This window comes from Arthrobacter sp. DMZ02-1R (genome assembly GCF_057747935.1).
Window position 1 is genome coordinate 4,402,662 of the sequence record NZ_CM173230.1, and the last position, 17,084, is coordinate 4,419,745.

The 17,084-nt window shown below is 63.9% G+C and carries 18 protein-coding genes; 8 read left to right on the forward strand and 10 right to left on the reverse strand.

Translation table 11 applies throughout. The features are described 5' to 3' along the window. The first annotated feature begins 23 nt into the window (after positions 1-23). Together AC3ANQ_RS20910 and AC3ANQ_RS20915 are read left to right on the forward strand one after the other, a co-directional pair. Positions 24-530: a MarR family winged helix-turn-helix transcriptional regulator gene (locus AC3ANQ_RS20910; protein WP_488302803.1), complete on the forward strand. Its 507-nt coding sequence runs from the start codon at positions 24-26 to the stop codon at positions 528-530. Positions 531-654: 124 nt separating this feature from the next. Continuing rightward, positions 655-1,482 carry a sulfurtransferase gene (locus tag AC3ANQ_RS20915; protein WP_488302804.1) on the forward strand — a complete coding sequence of 276 codons (828 nt, stop codon included), beginning with the start codon at positions 655-657 and terminating at the stop codon, positions 1,480-1,482. A gap of 9 nt (positions 1,483-1,491) precedes the next feature. Here AC3ANQ_RS20915 and AC3ANQ_RS20920 read toward each other — a convergent pair whose 3' ends face one another. From AC3ANQ_RS20920 to AC3ANQ_RS20940, 5 genes are all read right to left on the reverse strand, one after another. Then, on the reverse strand, positions 1,492-2,271 hold the full coding sequence (locus AC3ANQ_RS20920; RefSeq protein ID WP_488302805.1) for an enoyl-CoA hydratase: 780 nt from the start codon (positions 2,269-2,271) through the stop codon (positions 1,492-1,494). A 77-nt stretch (positions 2,272-2,348) separates the two neighbouring features. Beyond that, a complete protein-coding gene (gene mmsB, locus AC3ANQ_RS20925; protein ID WP_488302806.1) occupies positions 2,349-3,269 on the reverse strand; it encodes a 3-hydroxyisobutyrate dehydrogenase in 921 nt (306 codons plus the stop codon). Beyond that, positions 3,262-4,308 (reverse strand): enoyl-CoA hydratase/isomerase family protein, encoded by a 1,047-nt coding sequence (locus AC3ANQ_RS20930; RefSeq protein WP_488302807.1) that lies wholly within the window; start codon positions 4,306-4,308, stop codon positions 3,262-3,264. Before AC3ANQ_RS20930 ends, mmsB begins: the two co-directional genes overlap by 8 nt. Beyond that, positions 4,308-5,807: a CoA-acylating methylmalonate-semialdehyde dehydrogenase gene (locus tag AC3ANQ_RS20935; protein WP_488302808.1), complete on the reverse strand. Its 1,500-nt coding sequence runs from the start codon at positions 5,805-5,807 to the stop codon at positions 4,308-4,310. The genes AC3ANQ_RS20930 and AC3ANQ_RS20935 overlap by 1 nt, the downstream gene beginning before the upstream one ends. A 336-nt stretch (positions 5,808-6,143) precedes the next feature. Then, a complete protein-coding gene (locus AC3ANQ_RS20940) occupies positions 6,144-6,932 on the reverse strand; it encodes an IclR family transcriptional regulator (protein ID WP_488302809.1) in 789 nt (262 codons plus the stop codon). Between the two features lie 224 nt (positions 6,933-7,156). Here AC3ANQ_RS20940 and AC3ANQ_RS20945 point away from each other — a divergent pair, with 224 nt between their 5' ends. From AC3ANQ_RS20945 to AC3ANQ_RS20970, 6 genes are all read left to right on the forward strand, one after another. Continuing rightward, complete coding sequence (locus AC3ANQ_RS20945) at positions 7,157-7,876, forward strand: CoA transferase subunit A (RefSeq protein WP_488302810.1); 720 nt, start codon at positions 7,157-7,159, stop codon at positions 7,874-7,876. A 26-nt stretch (positions 7,877-7,902) separates the two neighbouring features. Continuing rightward, on the forward strand, positions 7,903-8,583 hold the full coding sequence (locus AC3ANQ_RS20950) for a CoA transferase subunit B (protein ID WP_488302811.1): 681 nt from the start codon (positions 7,903-7,905) through the stop codon (positions 8,581-8,583). After that, positions 8,580-9,797 carry an acetyl-CoA acetyltransferase gene (locus AC3ANQ_RS20955; RefSeq protein ID WP_488302812.1) on the forward strand — a complete coding sequence of 406 codons (1,218 nt, stop codon included), beginning with the start codon at positions 8,580-8,582 and terminating at the stop codon, positions 9,795-9,797. Before AC3ANQ_RS20950 ends, AC3ANQ_RS20955 begins: the two co-directional genes overlap by 4 nt. Positions 9,798-9,945: 148 nt before the next feature. Then, a complete protein-coding gene (locus tag AC3ANQ_RS20960) occupies positions 9,946-10,512 on the forward strand; it encodes an HdeD family acid-resistance protein (RefSeq protein WP_488302813.1) in 567 nt (188 codons plus the stop codon). Positions 10,513-10,577: 65 nt separating this feature from the next. Continuing rightward, positions 10,578-11,384 (forward strand): exodeoxyribonuclease III, encoded by an 807-nt coding sequence (locus tag AC3ANQ_RS20965; RefSeq protein WP_488302814.1) that lies wholly within the window; start codon positions 10,578-10,580, stop codon positions 11,382-11,384. Between the two features lie 33 nt (positions 11,385-11,417). Next, positions 11,418-12,287: a DUF8083 family protein gene (locus AC3ANQ_RS20970; protein WP_488302815.1), complete on the forward strand. Its 870-nt coding sequence runs from the start codon at positions 11,418-11,420 to the stop codon at positions 12,285-12,287. Positions 12,288-12,298: 11 nt separating this feature from the next. On the opposite strand, the gene AC3ANQ_RS20975 is transcribed toward AC3ANQ_RS20970, so the two are convergent. From AC3ANQ_RS20975 to AC3ANQ_RS20995, 5 genes are all read right to left on the reverse strand, one after another. Continuing rightward, entirely contained in the window at positions 12,299-13,363 is a 1,065-nt protein-coding gene (locus tag AC3ANQ_RS20975; protein WP_488302816.1) for a LacI family DNA-binding transcriptional regulator, read from the reverse strand. 133 nt (positions 13,364-13,496) lie between these two features. Then, positions 13,497-13,745, reverse strand: coding sequence for a hypothetical protein (locus AC3ANQ_RS20980; RefSeq protein WP_268023833.1), 249 nt, complete (start codon positions 13,743-13,745; stop codon positions 13,497-13,499). Next, positions 13,742-14,623 (reverse strand): carbohydrate ABC transporter permease, encoded by an 882-nt coding sequence (locus AC3ANQ_RS20985; protein WP_488302817.1) that lies wholly within the window; start codon positions 14,621-14,623, stop codon positions 13,742-13,744. Before AC3ANQ_RS20985 ends, AC3ANQ_RS20980 begins: the two co-directional genes overlap by 4 nt. Before the next feature lies 1 nt (position 14,624). Then, positions 14,625-15,632 (reverse strand): carbohydrate ABC transporter permease, encoded by a 1,008-nt coding sequence (locus AC3ANQ_RS20990; RefSeq protein ID WP_488302818.1) that lies wholly within the window; start codon positions 15,630-15,632, stop codon positions 14,625-14,627. Positions 15,633-15,706: 74 nt separating this feature from the next. Continuing rightward, positions 15,707-16,987: an ABC transporter substrate-binding protein gene (locus AC3ANQ_RS20995; protein ID WP_488302819.1), complete on the reverse strand. Its 1,281-nt coding sequence runs from the start codon at positions 16,985-16,987 to the stop codon at positions 15,707-15,709. Positions 16,988-17,084: the final 97 nt, after the last annotated feature.

Genomic DNA, 17,084 nt, shown 5'->3' on the forward strand with positions numbered 1-17,084 from the left:
ACCAACTAATGTCAGGAGGCACCGTGGGCAGCCCGCTCCCCCGCGACCCCATCGCGGACGCCCAGCGAAACTGGGAACGCCACGGCTGGGGCGAAGTCGCCGCGCCCATGGCGGCCATCACCGCGATCATGCGCACGCAGCAGATCCTGCTTGCCCGGATCGAGGGCGTGCTGAAGCCGTTCGGCCTGACCTTCGCGCGCTACGAGCTCTTGGCGCTGCTCAGCTTCGCCCGCAGCGGCGCGCTGCCCATGAACAAAGCCAGTGCGCTGCTCCAGGTGCATCCGACATCGGTGACCAACGCCGTCGACCGCCTCGAAAAGGCAGCCCTCGTGGTCCGCTCCCCGCACCCCACTGACGGGCGCACCACGCTGATCGAGCTCACCGCGGAGGGGCGTACCCTCGCGAAGCGCGCGACGGCGGCCCTCAACAGTGAGGTGTTCGGCCAGTCCGGCTTCGGGGACGACGACGTCGAACACCTGATCCGTGTGCTGGGCGACTTCCGCAGGGCCGCCGGAGACTTCACAGACTGATCCCCACCGGCTCCCAACCTTCGCAAGCTCAGGCCGGGGCCCTCGCCGGCGTGGGCCCACCACAATTGACCATATTTTGAGATATGTATATCAAATAATGAGACGAGCGTTTAGTGTTTGAATCATGCAGAGCTCAGCTGTGGAACCCTTTGTCGACCTCGAATGGTGCTATCAGAACCGTCACCGCGTAGTCCTCGCCGATGTGCGCTGGTATCTCGACGGGCGCTCGGGCCGGGAGGCGTACGACGGCGGGCACATCCCCGGGGCGGTCTTTGTCGACCTGGATCGATGGCTCTCGGCTGAAGGCTCGCCGCTGGAAGGAAGAAACCCGCTGCCGACGCCGAGTGATTTTGCCCGTGGGATGCGGGAATTGGGAATCGGCGACGACCACATCGTGGTGGCGTACGACGACGCAGGCGGAGTCATCGCCGCCCGTTTGGTCTGGATGCTGCGCGCTACAGGCCACAACTCAGCTATTTTGGACGGCGGGCTGGCGAGCTACGAAGGGCCCCTGGAAACCGAGCACCCGGCGCGACCAATGGGACATTTCACCGCCCATCCGTGGCCCAGCCACCGTCTGGCCGAGATCCACGAGCTCTCGACTGAAACCAACCTCGTGGTGGACGCGCGCAACCGTGACCGCTTCGAGGGCAAGCAGGACCCCATCGATCCCAGGCCCGGGCATGTGCCCGGCGCGAAAAACGTACCCTGCAGGGAGAACCTGGCCGCCTCGGGGAAACTACGCAACAAGGCCGAGTTGCTGCGCATCTTCGCCGCGGCAGGCATCACATCGGCCGAGAACGTCATCAGCTATTGCGGGTCCGGAGTAACGGCTTGCCACAATCTCTTGGCCCTGGAATATGCCGGCCTCGGACACGGCCGGCTCTTCACGGGCGGGTGGTCCCAATACGGCCACGCCCTCGAACTCCCGGTCGAGCTCGGTCCCGCGTAACAGCGAATCCTAGCGGTGCTTGAACTCCGGCTGGCGCTTCTCGGTGAACGCGGCCATGCCTTCCTTCTGGTCCTCGGTGGCAAACAATGAGTGGAAGATACGACGCTCAAACAGGACACCCTGGGACAGGCCTGTTTCGAAGGCCGCGTTGACAGCTTCCTTGGCCACCATGGCAGCCGGCTTGGACTTGGAAGCGATCACCTCGGCAGCCTTCAGGGCCTCCTCCAGCACGGAATCCACCGGCACTACGCGGGAAACGAGTCCCGCGCGCTCTGCTTCCCCGGCATCCATGAACCGGCCAGTGAGGATCATGTCCATCGCTTTCGCCTTCCCCACGGCGCGGGTGAGCCGTTGCGAGCCGCCCATGCCCGGGATGACACCGAGGTTGATTTCCGGTTGCCCGAACTTGGCGTTGTCCCCGGCAATGATGAAATCGCACATCATGGCAAGTTCGCATCCCCCACCTAGAGCAAAGCCTGACACTGCGGCAATCACGGGAATGCGCAGGCGCGTCAGGTTTTCCCAGCCGCGGAACCAGTCGGAGGCATACATTTCCATGTACCCCTTGGAGACCATCTCCTTGATGTCGGCGCCGGCCGCGAAGGCCTTTTCGGAGCCGGTGATCACCACAGCGCCAACCTCGGGGTCCGAATCCATGGCGGAAACGGCGGCTACCAGCTCATCCATGGTGGCCTGGTTCAACGCGTTGAGTGCCTTGGGCCGATTCAGGGTCACCAAGCCCACCCGTCCACGGAGTTCCACCAGGATGTTTTCGTACTGCTGCGCCAAGCCGTGCCCCTTTTGTCGGTTGCTCTTTTTTGCGTGTTGCCCACGTTTTGTCGGTTACCCAGAACCTACCGCCAAGGCTACTTGGCGGACTTGTCCCGGATGTCCGTGATGATGCCGGAGAAGTCGCGCCCAGCTCCGCCTTCGGCCGCGAAAGCGTCGTAAATCTGCGATGCCAAGTGCCCCATCTGCCCATCCACGCCGGTGCTCTCAAGCGCGTTGACCGCAAGCCGCAGATCCTTCGCCATGAGCGCTCCGGCGAATCCGGGCTGGTAGTCGCGGTTGGCCGGGCTGGTGGGAACCGGACCTGGAACAGGGCAGTTGGTGGTCAGGGCCCAGCATTGCCCGGAGGCGTTGGAGGCGACATCGAACAGCGCTTGGTGCGTCAGGCCCAGCTTCTCGCCCAGGACGAACGCCTCGCTGACGGCAATCATCGAAACTCCCAGGATCATGTTGTTACAGACCTTGGCGGCTTGCCCGGCTCCGTGGTCACCGCAATGCACGATCCTGCGGCCCATGAGTTCCAAGATCGGCTTTACCGTTTCGAAGTCCTCGGGCAGCGCACCCACCATGAAGGTCAGGGTTCCGGCTTCCGCCCCCACCACGCCCCCGGAAACCGGCGCATCCACGGAACGGTGTCCGGCTTCCAAAGCAATGGCCGCAGCTTCCCGGGCCTCGTCGACGTTGATCGTGGAGCAGTCCAGGAACAGCGTGTTCGGCGCGGCAACAGCCAGGAGTCCAGGGCCGTCCACTCCTCGGTAGGCGTCAAGGACGTGCTTGCCACTGGGCAGCATAGTCAGGACCACGGAAGCTCCTGCAACGGCTTCCTCAGCGGAATCAACCGTTGAAATGCCGTGTTCACGGGCGGCCTCGAGCGCTGCCGGCACGGGATCGTAGGCGACTACTTGATGCCCAGCCTTGACAAGATTCACGGCCATTGGCCCGCCCATGTGACCGAGGCCGAGGAAAGCGATGGTGCCGGAAGCTGCGTTTTCAGACATGGTCGGACTCCTTTGAATGAAGTTTGAGTTCACGGTCGCCGAGTGGCGCGAAGAAGCCGTCGACGGCGGCCGGCGACACCTCGGCCAGGGAAGCTGGCTTCCATTGTGGGTTGCGGTCCTTGTCCACCACCTGGGCGCGGATCCCCTCGCGGAAATCCGGGCCGGCCAGGCAGCGCACGCCAACGCGGTATTCCTGTTCCAAGGCCTCCTCGAGGGATAGCCCCCGAACGCGCCGCAATGATTCCAGGGTGACTTTCACGGCTGTAGGCGACTTCGCCTCGATCGTGTCCGCGGCCGTAGCGGCTTCCCCGCCGGCCGCGCGCAGCCTGCCAACGATTTCCTCGGCGTCGTCCGAGGCATAAGCGGCGTCGATCCAGTCCCGCTGGCCAGACAGCGCCGAGGCCGGCGGCTCCTGCACAAGGCGCTCGACGGCGGCCTCCGCCGTCGAGCTTTCCAGCGCTTCCGCCAGCGCGGGCAGGCTTTCGGACGGCACGAAATGGTCCGCGAGCCCCAGGAACAGGGCGTCGGCCCCGCTCAAGTGGGCACCCGTGAGCGCTGCGTGGGTGCCTGACTCTCCCGGCGAGCGGGACAGCAGAAGGGTCCCGCCGACGTCGGGCACAAAACCGATAGTGGTTTCCGGCATGCCGGTACGGGTCCGCTCAGTGACCACACGGAAGGAGCCGTGGGCGGAAATCCCGACGCCGCCTCCGAGGACCAGCCCGTCCATGAAGGCCACGTAGGGCTTCGGGTACCGGGCAATGAGCGAGTTCAAGCGGTACTCCGCAGCCCAGAAGTCCGCGGTCTGGTCACCGTGGCGCAGCATGTCGTCGTAGATCGCCACAATGTCTCCACCCGCGCACAACCCGCGGCCTCCGGCGCCGTGCACCAAAACCGTCTTGATGGCGTCGTCGACAGCCCATGCGGTGAGTTGCTCCAACATGGCGTGAACCATGCCGGCCGTGAGGGCGTTGACGGCCTGGGGACGGTTCAAGGTTACGACGCCGAGGTGGCCCCGCTTCTCGAACAGAACCTCCCCCATTAGCTGCCGGCCGGCATCACGAAGCTGGCGCCCTGGCGGATGCCGGAAGGCCAACGGGTGGTGACCGTCTTGGTCTTGGTGTAGAAGCGGAAGGCGTCCGCGCCGTGCTGGTTGAGGTCGCCGAAGCCGGATGCCTTCCAGCCGCCGAATGTGTAGTAGGCAATCGGAACGGGAATGGGAACGTTGATGCCCACCATGCCTACTTCGACGCGGCTGGCGAAGTCACGGGCGGCGTCGCCGTCGCGGGTGAAGATCGCGACGCCGTTACCGAACTCGTGCTCGGAGCAGAGCCGCAGCGCTTCTTCGTAGTCGGACGCGCGGAGGACGCTCAGGACCGGGCCGAAGATCTCCTCCTTGTAGATGGACATGTCCTTCGTGACGTTGTCGAAGAGGGTCGGGCCAACCCAGAAACCTTGCGGGTACCCTTCGACTGTGAGGCCGCGACCGTCCGTGACAAGCGTGGCGCCCTGATCGACGCCGGCCTGGATGTAGCCCTCGATCCGTTCTTTCGCCGAGGCGGCCACCACGGGGCCGAAGTCCGAGTCCTTGGACAGGCTAGGCCCCACCTTCAGTCCCTTGATGCGGTCCTGCAACTTGGAAACGAGCTGATCCGCGGTTTCCTGTCCAACCGGCACTGCAACGGAAATGGCCATGCAACGCTCACCGGCGGAGCCGAAGCCTGCGCCGATGAGGGCGTCCGCGGCCATGTCCAGATCGGCGTCGGGCATGATCACCATGTGGTTCTTGGCACCGCCGAAGCACTGGGCGCGCTTACCGTGGGCCGCCGCCGTGGCGTAAATGTACTGGGCAATCGGCGTGGATCCGACAAAGCCGATGGCCTTCACGCGCGGGTCCTCGAGGAGGGCGTCTACGGCTTCCTTGTCGCCGTTAATGACGTTGAAGACGCCGTTCGGCAATCCGGCCTCGGTGAAGAGTTCGGCCAGGCGCAGCGGCACCGAGGGGTCGCGCTCCGAAGGCTTGAGGATGAAGGCGTTGCCTGCCGCCAGGGCAGGGCCGGACTTCCAGAGCGGAATCATGGCCGGGAAGTTGAAGGGCGTGATGCCCGCGACGACGCCGAGCGGTTGGCGCAGAGAATGGACGTCAATGCCGGTTCCGGCGTTGTCCGAGAATTCACCCTTGAGCATGTGCGGCGCCCCGGCGGCGAACTCCACCACCTCGATGCCACGCTGGATATCGCCCTTGGCATCGGGGAAGGTCTTGCCGTGCTCAGAGGAAAGGAGCGTAGCGAGTCCATCGATGTGCTCGTTGACCAGGTCCACGAACTTCAGCAGGATCCGGCCGCGGCGTTGCGGGTTCATGGCAGCCCATTCGAGCTGGCCTTTCTCCGCGTTGGCGATCGCGTTCCTGACCTCATCAGCGCTGGCCAAGGGAAGCTTTGCCTGGACCTCGCCCGTGCAAGGATCGTAGACATCGCTGAACCGTCCGGAGGTTCCGTCGATCCTCTGGCCGTCAATGTAGTGGGAAAGTTCGCGCACCATGGAATGCTCCTTTGCATATGGGAAATGCCCGCCATCGGCCTCGAAGGCACATGTCCAACTGCGCTCCGGGACGTCTTTGATCCCGAATATACTCGGACTTCCTACTAATTTCTAGAGGACTCCAGCTGCCACCCTCAACTCCCGATCACCTTTGGGAACGCCCGACGCCGGAACCCGGGTTTTGCGCGGATGTTCCGGCGCAAAGGTGGTAGTTAGTGGTGGCGGAGGTGCGGGCCGGGATGGGTGAAACTTTGAAATTCACGCCGGCGCCCTCAAAATCCGACCACTTATGGAAGCCCCGACGCCGGATATCGGCTTGGGTGCCCCGGTTGCGGCTCAAAGGTGGTCGGTTCTTGCGGCGCTCATCCTGTGGGCTTCTTCCATGAGCAGTTTGCCGAGGAATTCCTGCCTCTCGGGGCGAAATCGCGGCTCGATGCCAGTGAGGGACAACGCCCCGATGGGCCTACCGAGTTGGTCGAAAACGGCGGCCGCCATCCCCCAACTGCCCTCGAGAACCAATCCAGGATTCACCGAGTAACCGGCCAACCGGGTCTGTTCAAGGTTCCGGCGCACCACACTCTCGGCGTGGCCGTTGGCAAAGTCTCCTGCATGCCGTTCCCAGTTGGACAGAACGAGTTCCTGTTCCTCCTCCGGCAGGAAGGCCATGATGGCGGTCCCGGCCGACGCCACGCCGAGGGGGAACCTGACGCCCTCGTGCAACACGAAGGAGCGCACGGGAAAGCTGCCTTCCTCACGGAGCACGCACACGGTTTCGTTACCGCGCCGGATGGAATAGAAGGAACTCTCCCCGCTCTCCTCGGCCAGGCGGCGCAGGCTGGGCCGGGCGAGGTCCTCAAACGGGAACCGGGCCGCCGCCACGGACCCCAGCAGGAAGATTTCCGGGCCCAGGATCCAATTTCCAGTCCGCTGATCGTGGTCCAGCAGGCCTTCGGCGGCGAGGGAAGCGAGCAAGCGGTGCACCGTGGGTCGCGTCAGTCCGGACTCGCGGACCAGGCCAGCGATGGACATGCCCTCCGGTTTGCGCCCCACGAGCCGCAGGAGTGCGGCAACGCGGCCCACCACCTGGGCACCTCGCACCGGCTTGTTTTGCGGCTGATCGGTCAAACCACTCACCTCTCTAGAGAAATCCTCCACAATGTGGACACTTCCAAGACTAGCGTCCACACTGTGCAAACTCAGCCTTTTCGCAGCGGAAGCACCGTTGACTCTCCCCAAAGGATCAACCTAAGCTCCTTTCTCAGACGACTTGCCCAGACGGTTGTCCACAAAGTGGATCGCCACACAGCGGCCCTCCTACAAAACGACCTACTCAACGACGAGGACGTGCCATGGCCAAAATCCAACACAGTGCTGCCGAGGCCCTGCAGGACGTCCTGCGCGACGGCCAGACCCTCGCCGTCGGCGGCTTCGGGCTCAGCGGCATCCCCGCGGACCTGATCGACGCCGTCCGCGATTCGGGCGTCAAGGACCTGACAGTGGTTTCCAACAACATGGGCATTGACGGTAAAGGCCTCGGAGTCCTCATCGAAGCCGGACAGGTCCGCAAGGTCATCGCCTCGTATGTCGGTGAGAACAAACTCTTCGCCGAGCAGTACCTCTCCGGCCAACTCGAGGTCGAGTTCGCTCCCCAGGGCACCCTCGCCGAACGGCTCCGCGCAGGCGGTGCCGGCATCCCCGCGTTCTACACGCGGACCGGCGTCGGAACCTTGGTTGCCGAAGGCAAGCCGCTAGAAGAGTTCGACGGCGTCACGTACGTCCGCGAGCGCGGGATCGTCGCCGACGTCGCACTGGTCCACGCGCACACCGCGGACACCGACGGAAACCTCATCTACCGCTACACCGCCAGGAACTTCAACCCGGTGGTGGCGACGGCGGGAATCGTGACCATCGCCGAGGCCGAGGTGATCCTGCAGCCGGGCGAGTTGGACCCCAACCACATCGTGACGCCCGGCGTCTACGTCCAGCGGCTGGTTCAGGCGAGCAACCGCACCAAGGACATCGAGCAGCGCACAGTCCTGCCCCGCCCGGAAGCCGTCCTGGCCGTCTAAGCACCCACTAGCGAAGGAGTATCACCATGGCATGGAACCGCGACGAAATGGCCGCCATTGCGGCCCAGGAACTCAACGACGGCGACTACGTTAATCTTGGTATCGGCATCCCCACCCTTGTGGCCAACAACTTGCCCGACGGCGTGCGGGTTGTGCTGCAAAGCGAAAACGGGCTGCTCGGCATGGGGCCCTTTCCCTATGAAGGCGAGGAAGACGCCGACCTCATCAACGCCGGCAAGCAGACCGTCACGGTCCTGCCCGGCGGCAGCATCTTCGACTCTGCAACGTCCTTCGGCATGATCCGCGGCGGACACGTCAAGGTTGCCATCCTCGGTGCCATGCAGGTTTCCGGCAACGGCGACCTCGCCAACTGGACCATTCCGGGAAAGATGGTCAAGGGCATGGGCGGCGCCATGGACCTGGTGGCCGGAACGCCGCGCGTGGTGATCCTCACCGAACACAACGCGAAGGACGGGAGCGCCAAGATCGTCCGGGAATGCACCCTCCCGCTGACGGGCCTAGGGGTAGTGGACCGCATTGTCAGCGACCTCGCAGTGTTCGATCTCCACAAGAACGACGACGGCGGGCGGCAGCTCACGCTGACCCGCCTCGCGCCCGGGGTCACCGTCGAAGAGATCCGAAGCAAGACGGAGGCCGCGTTCACGGTCTCCCTGGAAGAATCCGCTCTCGAAGGAGCCACAGCATGAGCCTGCAAAACCAATTCGGCAAAGACGTCCTCCTCACCGGCTGGGGGCACAGCAAGTTCGGCAAACTCACGGACCAGACGCTGGAATCCCTGATCGTCCAGGTGTCCGCGGAGGCCATCCAGAACTCGGGCCTTGAGCCACGGGATATCGACGAAATCTACCTCGGCCAGTTCAACTCGGGCATGCAGCCCCTGGGCTTCACGTCCTCACTCGCCCTGCAGCTGTCCCAAGACCTGGCCAACGTGCCGGCCACACGAACGGAGAACGCCTGCGCCTCCGGTTCCGCCGCATTTCAACAGGGCGTGAAATCGGTGCTGGCCGGGACCGCCCGCAACGTCCTGGTGATCGGTGCCGAGAAGATGACCGACGCCGGGGCCGACGTGGTGGGAGCCGCACTCCTTGGCGCGTCTTACGAGATGGCGGGCAAGGCCTCCACCACTGGCTTCACGGGACTGTTCGCCGAGGTAGCCAAGCACTACGAGAAGCGCTACGGAGCGGGCATCGAAGGCTTTGGTTTTGCCCGAGGCCTAGGCGACGTCCTCGGTTCAATCGCCGCCAAGAATCACCACAACGGCATGGACAACCCTTACGCGCAGATGCACAGGGACTTTGGCGAGGAGTTCTGCCGGACGGTTTCCGAGAAGAACCCCATGGTTGCCGAACCGCTCCGCCGCACCGATTGCTCCCCCGTGTCCGACGGCGCCGCAGCCGTCGTGCTTTCCGTTGGCCCGGCGTCGGGCGCTGCTACTGAACCCGTGCGGCTGGCGGGCTTCGGGCACGCGAACGGCTTCTTCCCCGCCGAGCGGCGCGACCCCACCGAGTTCGCCGCCACGCGGGTCTCCTGGGAGCGCGCCCTGGGGATGGCCGGCGTCGGGATCGACGGACTGGACTTCGCCGAAGTGCACGACTGCTTCACGATCGCTGAACTCCTCATGTACGAGTCCATGGGACTGACGCCAAGGGGCGAAGGCTCCCGAGCGGTGCAGGAAGGCTGGGTTTACAAGGACGGCAAGCTTCCCATCAACGTGTCCGGCGGGCTCAAGGCCAAGGGCCACCCTGTGGGTGCCACCGGTGTGTCGCAACACGTCATCGCGGCCATGCAGCTCACGGGCACTGCGGGCGCCATGCAACTGCCCAACGCCCGCCGCGGTGCCGTGCAGAACATGGGTGGCGTGGGCATCGCGAATTACGTCTCGATTTTGGAGTCGATCTAAGGCACCTGCCGCTGAAACTCCCCACTTTTGACGCCCGACGCCGGCCCCGCCCGCTTGGTGGCGCGGGCCGCCGTCGGGGTTTGAGTCCAAAGGTGGGGAGTTCCAGCGCCCACTTCACCAGCTAGGGGCACGGGTCTAAACTGACGCTATGTCCGACACCGCAGGACGCAAGTTGTTTCAGCATTCCGGAACGGCGCTCATCTTCCGGGGAGCGTTGGCCCTTCTCTTGGCCTTCCTGGTTGCTTCCTTGCCGGTCGCCACTGTATTTGCCCTCGTCTACGTGTTCGGCGTCTACGCCATCACCGACGGACTCACTGACATGGCCCATTACTTCTACGATCCCGCGCGCCACTCCCGCTGGAGCATGATTGGCGGCTTCATCTCCGTCGCCACCGGCCTCGTGGCAGTTTCGTGGCCGGGCATCACCGCGGGGGCGCTTGGCTTCCTCATAGGAGCTTGGGCCCTGATGCTGGGGATTTCGCAAATCATCCTTGCCATGGACACAAGGACGACAGTCAGGGCTTGGTGGCTCTGGATGTTGACTGGGTTGGTCACCACCTTTTTTGGACTTTTTGTGCTCGTCAATCCCGGAACCGGATTCCTGGGCGTGGTGGCGCTGCTGGCGACATACGCCGCCGTCGTCGGTTTGCTACTGATTGCCTCTGGCATCAAGCTCCGCAGACGGGCCAGTTCTTCGGTGATGCTCGCGCATTAGGCCTTTGAAGGAGCAATCCACCGTGAGGGGATGCGCTAGGTCCCAAGTTCGGTAAGTTAGTGGCTGTGAAGATAGCTACCTGGAATGTGAATTCGCTCCGCGCACGTGCCGACCGCGTGGAGGCCTGGCTGCAGCGCAGTGATTGCGACGTCCTCGCCATGCAGGAAACCAAGTGCAAGGACGACAACTTCCCGTGGGAGCTCTTCGAACGCATGGGTTACGAGGTGGCCCACTTCGGTGTGAGCCAATGGAACGGCGTCGCGATCGCCTCCCGTGTAGGGCTCGACGACGTCGAACGCACCTTTGTTGACCAGCCCGCCTTCGGAAAAGCCGGCAAGGACCCCGTCCAGGAAGCCCGTGCCATCGCTGCAACGTGCGGCGGGGTAAGGGTGTGGAGCCTGTACGTTCCCAACGGCCGTTCCCTGGATGACGAACACATGCCGTACAAGCTGAAGTGGCTGGACACCTTGAAGGGCCACGCCGCCAACTGGGTCACGGATAACCCCGAGACCCAGGTTGCGCTCATGGGCGACTGGAACATCGCCCCGTTGGATGACGATGTCTGGGACATCGACTTCTTCCGGGAAAACGCACTCACTCACGTCAGCGAACCTGAGCGCGAGGCCTTCCGTGCGTTCGAAGCAGCTGGTTTCACCGACGTCGTCCGCCCCTACACCCCAGGGCCCGGCGTCTATACCTACTGGGACTACACCCAGCTCCGGTTCCCCAAGAAGGAGGGCATGCGGATCGACTTCGTCATGGCCTCCCCCGCGCTGGCCGCCCGCGTCACCGGAGCCTCAATCGACCGCGAGGAGCGCAAGGGCAAAGGCGCCTCGGACCACGCTCCCGTGATCGTGGAGCTAACGGACTGAGAAGCGGTAACTGATGGAGGAGGCGTGCCCGCGATGAGCGGAAAGCTATACGGGAGTCAGGCCGGGCTGCCCTTCTCTTCGGCGCTGCGCGTCTACGAACCACTTGAAGCCTTCCCGGAGGACCAGCGGCAGCAGCTCGTGGCGAGCGGTACCCGCAGCGGTTCGCGGGCCGCCGTCGAGAATGCCGAGTTGCTCGCATCCCTTGGACGGGTCACCCGAAAAGGCGGGGATCCTTTCCCGACCGGCAGCACTGACCTGGTCCGCATCACCCGGCTTCCGTCCGGAGATCCGAACGACCCCGACGCCGGGCGGCTGCTCTATTGCCCCAGCCAACTGGTAATCCGGGCTGGCTTGGCGGCCAACGCCCTCATGGAAGGGATCCACGGACCACTCGCGGAGCTGCTCATCCCCGTGGACCAGCGCGACCGGCACCAGGCCCGCATCGACCGCATCAATGCCAGCCACGACGCGAAGCGCGTCCACACGAGGGCCTCCACCTGGGGAATCCCCTTCAGCTGGTTCTCGCTGTTCCAAGAGTCGGACCGCAAGGATGTTGTGGAATCCGGCGGACGCATCCTCACGGTCAGGGTCTGGGCCTCACTGACTGATGCCCTGGACCGCGCACGCTTCGCCGTGGCCAACCTCGCCCTCGCCGCGCCTGACCTGGACATGCTGGATGACCTCACTCAGCTCACCGAATGGCTCGAATTGTTCCACGTGCAATCCATGGTCGAGCTGGACTACGGCGCGGTGGCAGACAAGGTGTACCCGGATGAGTCGCCGATGGATGTTCGGCTCGGCATCGAGTGCTTGGCCGAGGGCGACATGACGGGAGCGGCCGCGGCCTACCGCCGGCTGGCTTCCCGCTGGATCCCCATCAGGCAGCTGGCCCGGGCTTCCTGACTTCGGGCTTCCTAGCTACTGGACTTTGCCGAGGGCGGGGCGGTGGATTCCCGCACGATCAACCGGTGGGGTGCCTTCATGGACCGTACGGAGCCTATGGCACCGGCCAATTCGTCCAGCAACATGCGCGTGCCCAGCTGGCCTTGTTCAACGGGGTCCTGGGCCACGGTGGTCAGCCCCATGGCTTCGGAGAATTCGTGGTTGTCGATCCCGATGATGGACAAGTCTTCCGGTACCCGGACTCCACGGCGGCGAGCCTGCAACATGGCTCCCATGGCCATTTCATCGGAAGCGCAGAAGATCGCAGTCGGCTTGCGTCCGGGCTTGTCCCAGAGCTCGTCGAAGGCTTGCTGGCCACTACCCACAGTGAAGTTTCCGAAAATGTCCCATTCCGGTGGCATGGAAAAGCCCGCGCTCGTCATGGCATCGGTGAAACCGTCGACGCGAAGCCGCGGCACCGTGAAGTTCAGGTCGGAGTCGTCTTGGCCATGGAGCAATGCGATCTCCCGGTGTCCCAGGTTCAGCAGATGCATGGTGGCGTCCACAGACGCGGCGTAATCGTCGATGCCGATGCTCGGGCAGTCTTCCACCGGACCGCCGACGATCACCAGGGGAATGTCGATCCTTTGGAGATCGGCGATTTCTTCCGACGTCAGGGACATGCAGAGGACCAGGAGTGCATCGATTTGCTTGTAGACCATGGTCTTGCTGAACAGGCGTTCACGCGCTCCACGCTGCCCACCCAGGTTGAACAGGGAGAGGTTGTAGCCGCGGGCGTGAAGCTCGCGGTCTACGCCCTCGATGGCTTTGAAGAAGAACCAACGGTCCACATATGGGGCCAGGACGCCGACGGTCTTGGTGCGGCCCGTGGCCAGTCCGGAGGCGGACGACGACGCCACATACCCGAGTTCTCCGGCTACCCGGAGGATCTTTTCCCGCGTAGCCGGAGATACTCGGGGAAGGCCCCGCACCGCGCGCGAAACCGTGGCGGTCGAAACGCCTGCGGCCAGTGCGACATCCTCAATGCTGGCTCCAGCGTGGCCGCCACGCTGGGACCGTTCGTTCGTTTTTGCCACTCGAGCCCCCTCAAAGAATCCGTGCGAATGCCGAGGGTTCCTTCCCAGACGGCAGATAGCCAGCGTATTCCGCCTGGTCGCCCTCCGCCGATTCCGCGCTACTTATTTCGGTCCGCCTGAATTGGACTGCCGCTCAGGTGAGGCGCCTACCAGTCCTGGGCGGAAGCTTACGGCGCATTCGAATCAGGCCCCACATAGCCAGCACTACCGCAAGCAGGCCCAGGGCCCAGCCCAATGCGGGCTGGGCCGTGAGCTCGGCGCTGACCGTCACGACTAGCAGAACCAGGCCCCAGAAGCCGAGGAGGCCAAGGACGATGTCCAGGTCCTCCGCCGAGCGGACCCTTCGCAGGTCGGAAGGGTGCGCCTTGCTGTCCTCGGTCATTTGACGGCGCCCGCAGTCAGTCCCGCCACTATCTTGCGCTGGAACACCAGCACGAGGATCACTAGCGGGATGGTGACAATGGTGCCCGCGGCCATGACGGCGGTATACGGCTCCTGGTGCGGCTGCGCCCCGGCAAAGTAGGCGATCGCAACGGTGACCGGGCGAGTTGCGTCCGAGGACAGCTGGCTCGCAATGAGGAACTCGTTCCACGCCCCGATGAAGGCCAAGATCGCGGTGGTGAACGTCGCAGGCGCGGCGAGGGGCAGGATGATCTTCCGGAAGGCCTGGCCCTGCGTGCACCCGTCAATGCGAGCGGCTTCTTCGAGCTCCCACGGCATCTCGCGGAAGAACGACGTCAGGGTGTAGACCGTGAGCGGCAGGGTGAAGGAGATATCCGGGATGATCATCGCCTGGTACGAGCCCATCCAGCCGATGTTGGTGAACAGCTGGAACAACGGGGTCACGAGCGCAACACCCGGGAACATCGAAGCCCCGAGGATGAAACCCATGACGGCAAACTTGAACCGGAAGTTCAGGCGTGCGAGTGCGTAGGCGGCGAACACGCCCACCACGAGGGCGACGATCGTGGTGGCACCCGCCACGATGAGGCTGTTGAGCAGGTTCCGCCCGAAGTGGTTGCCGAGGCTCTCATCGAAGACCGTCGCGAAGTTGTCCCCCGTGACGTGTGTCGGCCAAAAGGTCGAATCGAAGGTGAATGCAGTGTCGCGGAAGGCTGTCACGATCATCCAGTACGCCGGTATGAGGCACCAGACGAGGATGATGGCAGCGGAGATGTAGGTGCGCAGCTGCCCCCACTCGAAGCCCTTACGGCGATCTGGCACGGTTGCAGCGCGTGTAAGCGTGGCGGTGGCGGCCATGTTACTTCCTTCCCGATGACGTGGCCGCGCCCACGGCGTTGGCGCCTAGGAAGCGGACGAAGATGAATGCGACCAGGAAGATCACGATGAAGGTGACGGTCGAGAGCGCTGCCGCGCTATTGAACCCCTCGCGGATCTGGTCGACGACGAGAATCGAAAGCGTCGTCGTGTTATTGGCGCCCTGCGTCATGATGTACGGCAGGTCGAACATGCGAAGCGCGTCCAGCGTGCGGAACAGGATTGCGACCATGAGTGCCGGCTTGACGAGCGGCAACGTGATCAGCCTGAAGCGCTGCCATGCGGTTGCGCCGTCGACCTTTGCGGCCTCGTAGACTTCATCCGGAATGAGCTGGAGGCCAGCGAGGATGAGAAGGGCCATGAACGGCGTCGTCTTCCACGTGTCCGCGATGACCACCGCCCACTTGGCAGGCCATTCCGACCCCGTCCAAAGGATCTGAGTACCGAACAGCTTGTTCGCGATGCCGTCGAACGCGAAGATGAAGAACCAAAGCTTGGCCGTAACGGCCGTGGGGATAGCCCACGGGACGAGAACGGCGGCACGGACCGCGCTCCGCCCCCGGAAGGATCGCGCCATGATGACCGCCATCCAGAATCCCAGTACGGTCTCAAGGGCCACCGTCACCACCGTGAAGAAGAAGGTGGTTCCCATCGCATTCCAGAACTGGGACCCGAGGGTTCCTGGCGGACAGGATTGGCCGTTGCACTGCTGGAACAGCCAGTGCGCGTAGTTCTCGAATCCGGCGGGGCCGCCCTGCTCGAAGAACCCGGTCGCAGGATTGAGGCCCGCGTCCTTCTGGAAGGACATGATGATGGCGTTGACCACCGGGTAGATGATGACGACAGCCAAAAGGACTAGCGTCGGCACCAGCAAGACGGAGGCCCAGCGGCCTTGGGTCACCTGCTTCCGGTCCGCGCTCTCGCGGCCGGGCATGTGGTGGGTCTCAGCTGGCGCCCCGGCCTGGGTGCGCTCCGGGAGTTTCGTAGACATGGAGTCTCTCCTGTTCAGGGGGCCGATGGCCCGGGGGTCCGTTCCGACGCCCGGACCATCGGCTCACAACTTGGCTACTTGGCGGCTTCGATGGCCGACTGCATGTCGGCCACCGCCTGGTCGACCGTCTTCTCCCCCTTGAGGGCGGCGTAAGCGTTGTCCTCCACCGCCTTGGTTACGGCCGGGTAGAACGGCGTCACCGGGCGCGGGACGGCGTTCTCGATCGACGTCTTGAGGACCGGCAGGTAGGCGAGCTTGGACGTCAGGCTCGGGTCCGTGTACAGGGCGCCCAGGACAGGAGCCAGCGAGCCCTGTGTCGCGTAGAACTTCTCGGTTTCCTCACTCGTCATGAACTTCATGAAGTCCAGCGACGTGGCCTTGTTCTTGGAGTAAACGCTCATCGCCAGGTTGTGACCGCCGAGGGACGAGGCGCCGGGTCCGGACTTGCCGGGAAGCGGGGCGATGCCGAACTTGTCGGCTACCTTGGAGGAACCGTCGGTCTTGCTCGCGATGTTGAAGACATACGGCCAGTTACGGAGGAACAGGAGCTTTCCGTCCTGGAAGGCGGTCCGGCTGTCCTCCTCCTTGTAGGTGATGGCCTCCTGCGGGATGTTGCCGTTCTTGAACGCCTCGACGAGCTTGCCGAGACCGGCCTTCGCTTCGGCCGAGTTAACCGCAGCCTTGCCTGAGTCGTCAACGATCTTGCCGCCGAACGAGTTGATGGCCTCGGCTGCGTTGACCGTCAGGCCTTCGTACTTCTGGAATTGGCCCGCGTAGCAACCGATGTTGTTCTGCTTCGCGATGGAGCACATGCTCATCATCTCGTCAAAGGTCTTGGGCGGCGTTGGCACAAGATCCTTGCGGTAGTAGAGGATGCCGCCGTCGGAGGTCTGCGGTGCCGCGTAGAGTGTGCCGCCGTATGTGGCTGTCTTGACGGTCGCGGGGAGCATGGCCGCCGTGTCGAAGGCCGTCTTGTCCTTGAGCGGCTGCAGCCAGCCCTTCGCCGCGAATTCGGCTGTCCAGATCACGTCGACGTCGACGACGTCGTAGTTCGCATCCTTCCCTTGGAAGTGCTGCACGAGGTCGTCGTGCTGCTGGTCGGCCGCGTCGGACTGCTCCTTGAAGGTGACCTTCTGGTCCGGGTGCGCCGCGTTCCATTTATCGACGAGCGGGCGCACTACGTTGCTGTTGTCCTTGCCCTGTACGTAAGTAATGGGTCCGCGGCCGTCAAGGTTAGCTGCGGCGTCGCCGCCGCTTGAGGCTGTGCTGCCGCCACCGCCGCCACCACAGGCGGACAGGGAAATGGCGAGCACGCCGGCGACAGCAGCCGGCAGAAGGTACTTGCGTGTGTTCATAGCTGGGGACTCCTCAGTGAGTGGGCCAGGTTTTTCCGCGATGCGGTTGATGTGGTGAGCCTCACATTAGTAAGCTTCCGGGTAGTAATGCAAGCGT

What these genes read in the sequence shown, in the direction of transcription:
- AC3ANQ_RS20915 (WP_488302804.1), top strand. Translation starts at nt 655, where the DNA reads ATGCAGAGCTCAGCTGTGGAACCCTTTGTCGACCTCGAATGGTGCTAT.
- mmsB (WP_488302806.1), bottom strand. Translation starts at nt 3,269, where the DNA reads ATGTCTGAAAACGCAGCTTCCGGCACCATCGCTTTCCTCGGCCTCGGT.
- AC3ANQ_RS20930 (WP_488302807.1), bottom strand. Translation starts at nt 4,308, where the DNA reads ATGGGGGAGGTTCTGTTCGAGAAGCGGGGCCACCTCGGCGTCGTAACC.
- AC3ANQ_RS20935 (WP_488302808.1), bottom strand. Translation starts at nt 5,807, where the DNA reads ATGGTGCGCGAACTTTCCCACTACATTGACGGCCAGAGGATCGACGGA.
- AC3ANQ_RS20945 (WP_488302810.1), top strand. Translation starts at nt 7,157, where the DNA reads ATGGCCAAAATCCAACACAGTGCTGCCGAGGCCCTGCAGGACGTCCTG.
- AC3ANQ_RS20950 (WP_488302811.1), top strand. Translation starts at nt 7,903, where the DNA reads ATGGCATGGAACCGCGACGAAATGGCCGCCATTGCGGCCCAGGAACTC.
- AC3ANQ_RS20955 (WP_488302812.1), top strand. Translation starts at nt 8,580, where the DNA reads ATGAGCCTGCAAAACCAATTCGGCAAAGACGTCCTCCTCACCGGCTGG.
- AC3ANQ_RS20960 (WP_488302813.1), top strand. Translation starts at nt 9,946, where the DNA reads ATGTCCGACACCGCAGGACGCAAGTTGTTTCAGCATTCCGGAACGGCG.
- AC3ANQ_RS20970 (WP_488302815.1), top strand. Translation starts at nt 11,418, where the DNA reads ATGAGCGGAAAGCTATACGGGAGTCAGGCCGGGCTGCCCTTCTCTTCG.
- AC3ANQ_RS20980 (WP_268023833.1), bottom strand. Translation starts at nt 13,745, where the DNA reads ATGACCGAGGACAGCAAGGCGCACCCTTCCGACCTGCGAAGGGTCCGC.
- AC3ANQ_RS20985 (WP_488302817.1), bottom strand. Translation starts at nt 14,623, where the DNA reads ATGGCCGCCACCGCCACGCTTACACGCGCTGCAACCGTGCCAGATCGC.
- AC3ANQ_RS20990 (WP_488302818.1), bottom strand. Translation starts at nt 15,632, where the DNA reads ATGTCTACGAAACTCCCGGAGCGCACCCAGGCCGGGGCGCCAGCTGAG.
- AC3ANQ_RS20995 (WP_488302819.1), bottom strand. Translation starts at nt 16,987, where the DNA reads ATGAACACACGCAAGTACCTTCTGCCGGCTGCTGTCGCCGGCGTGCTC.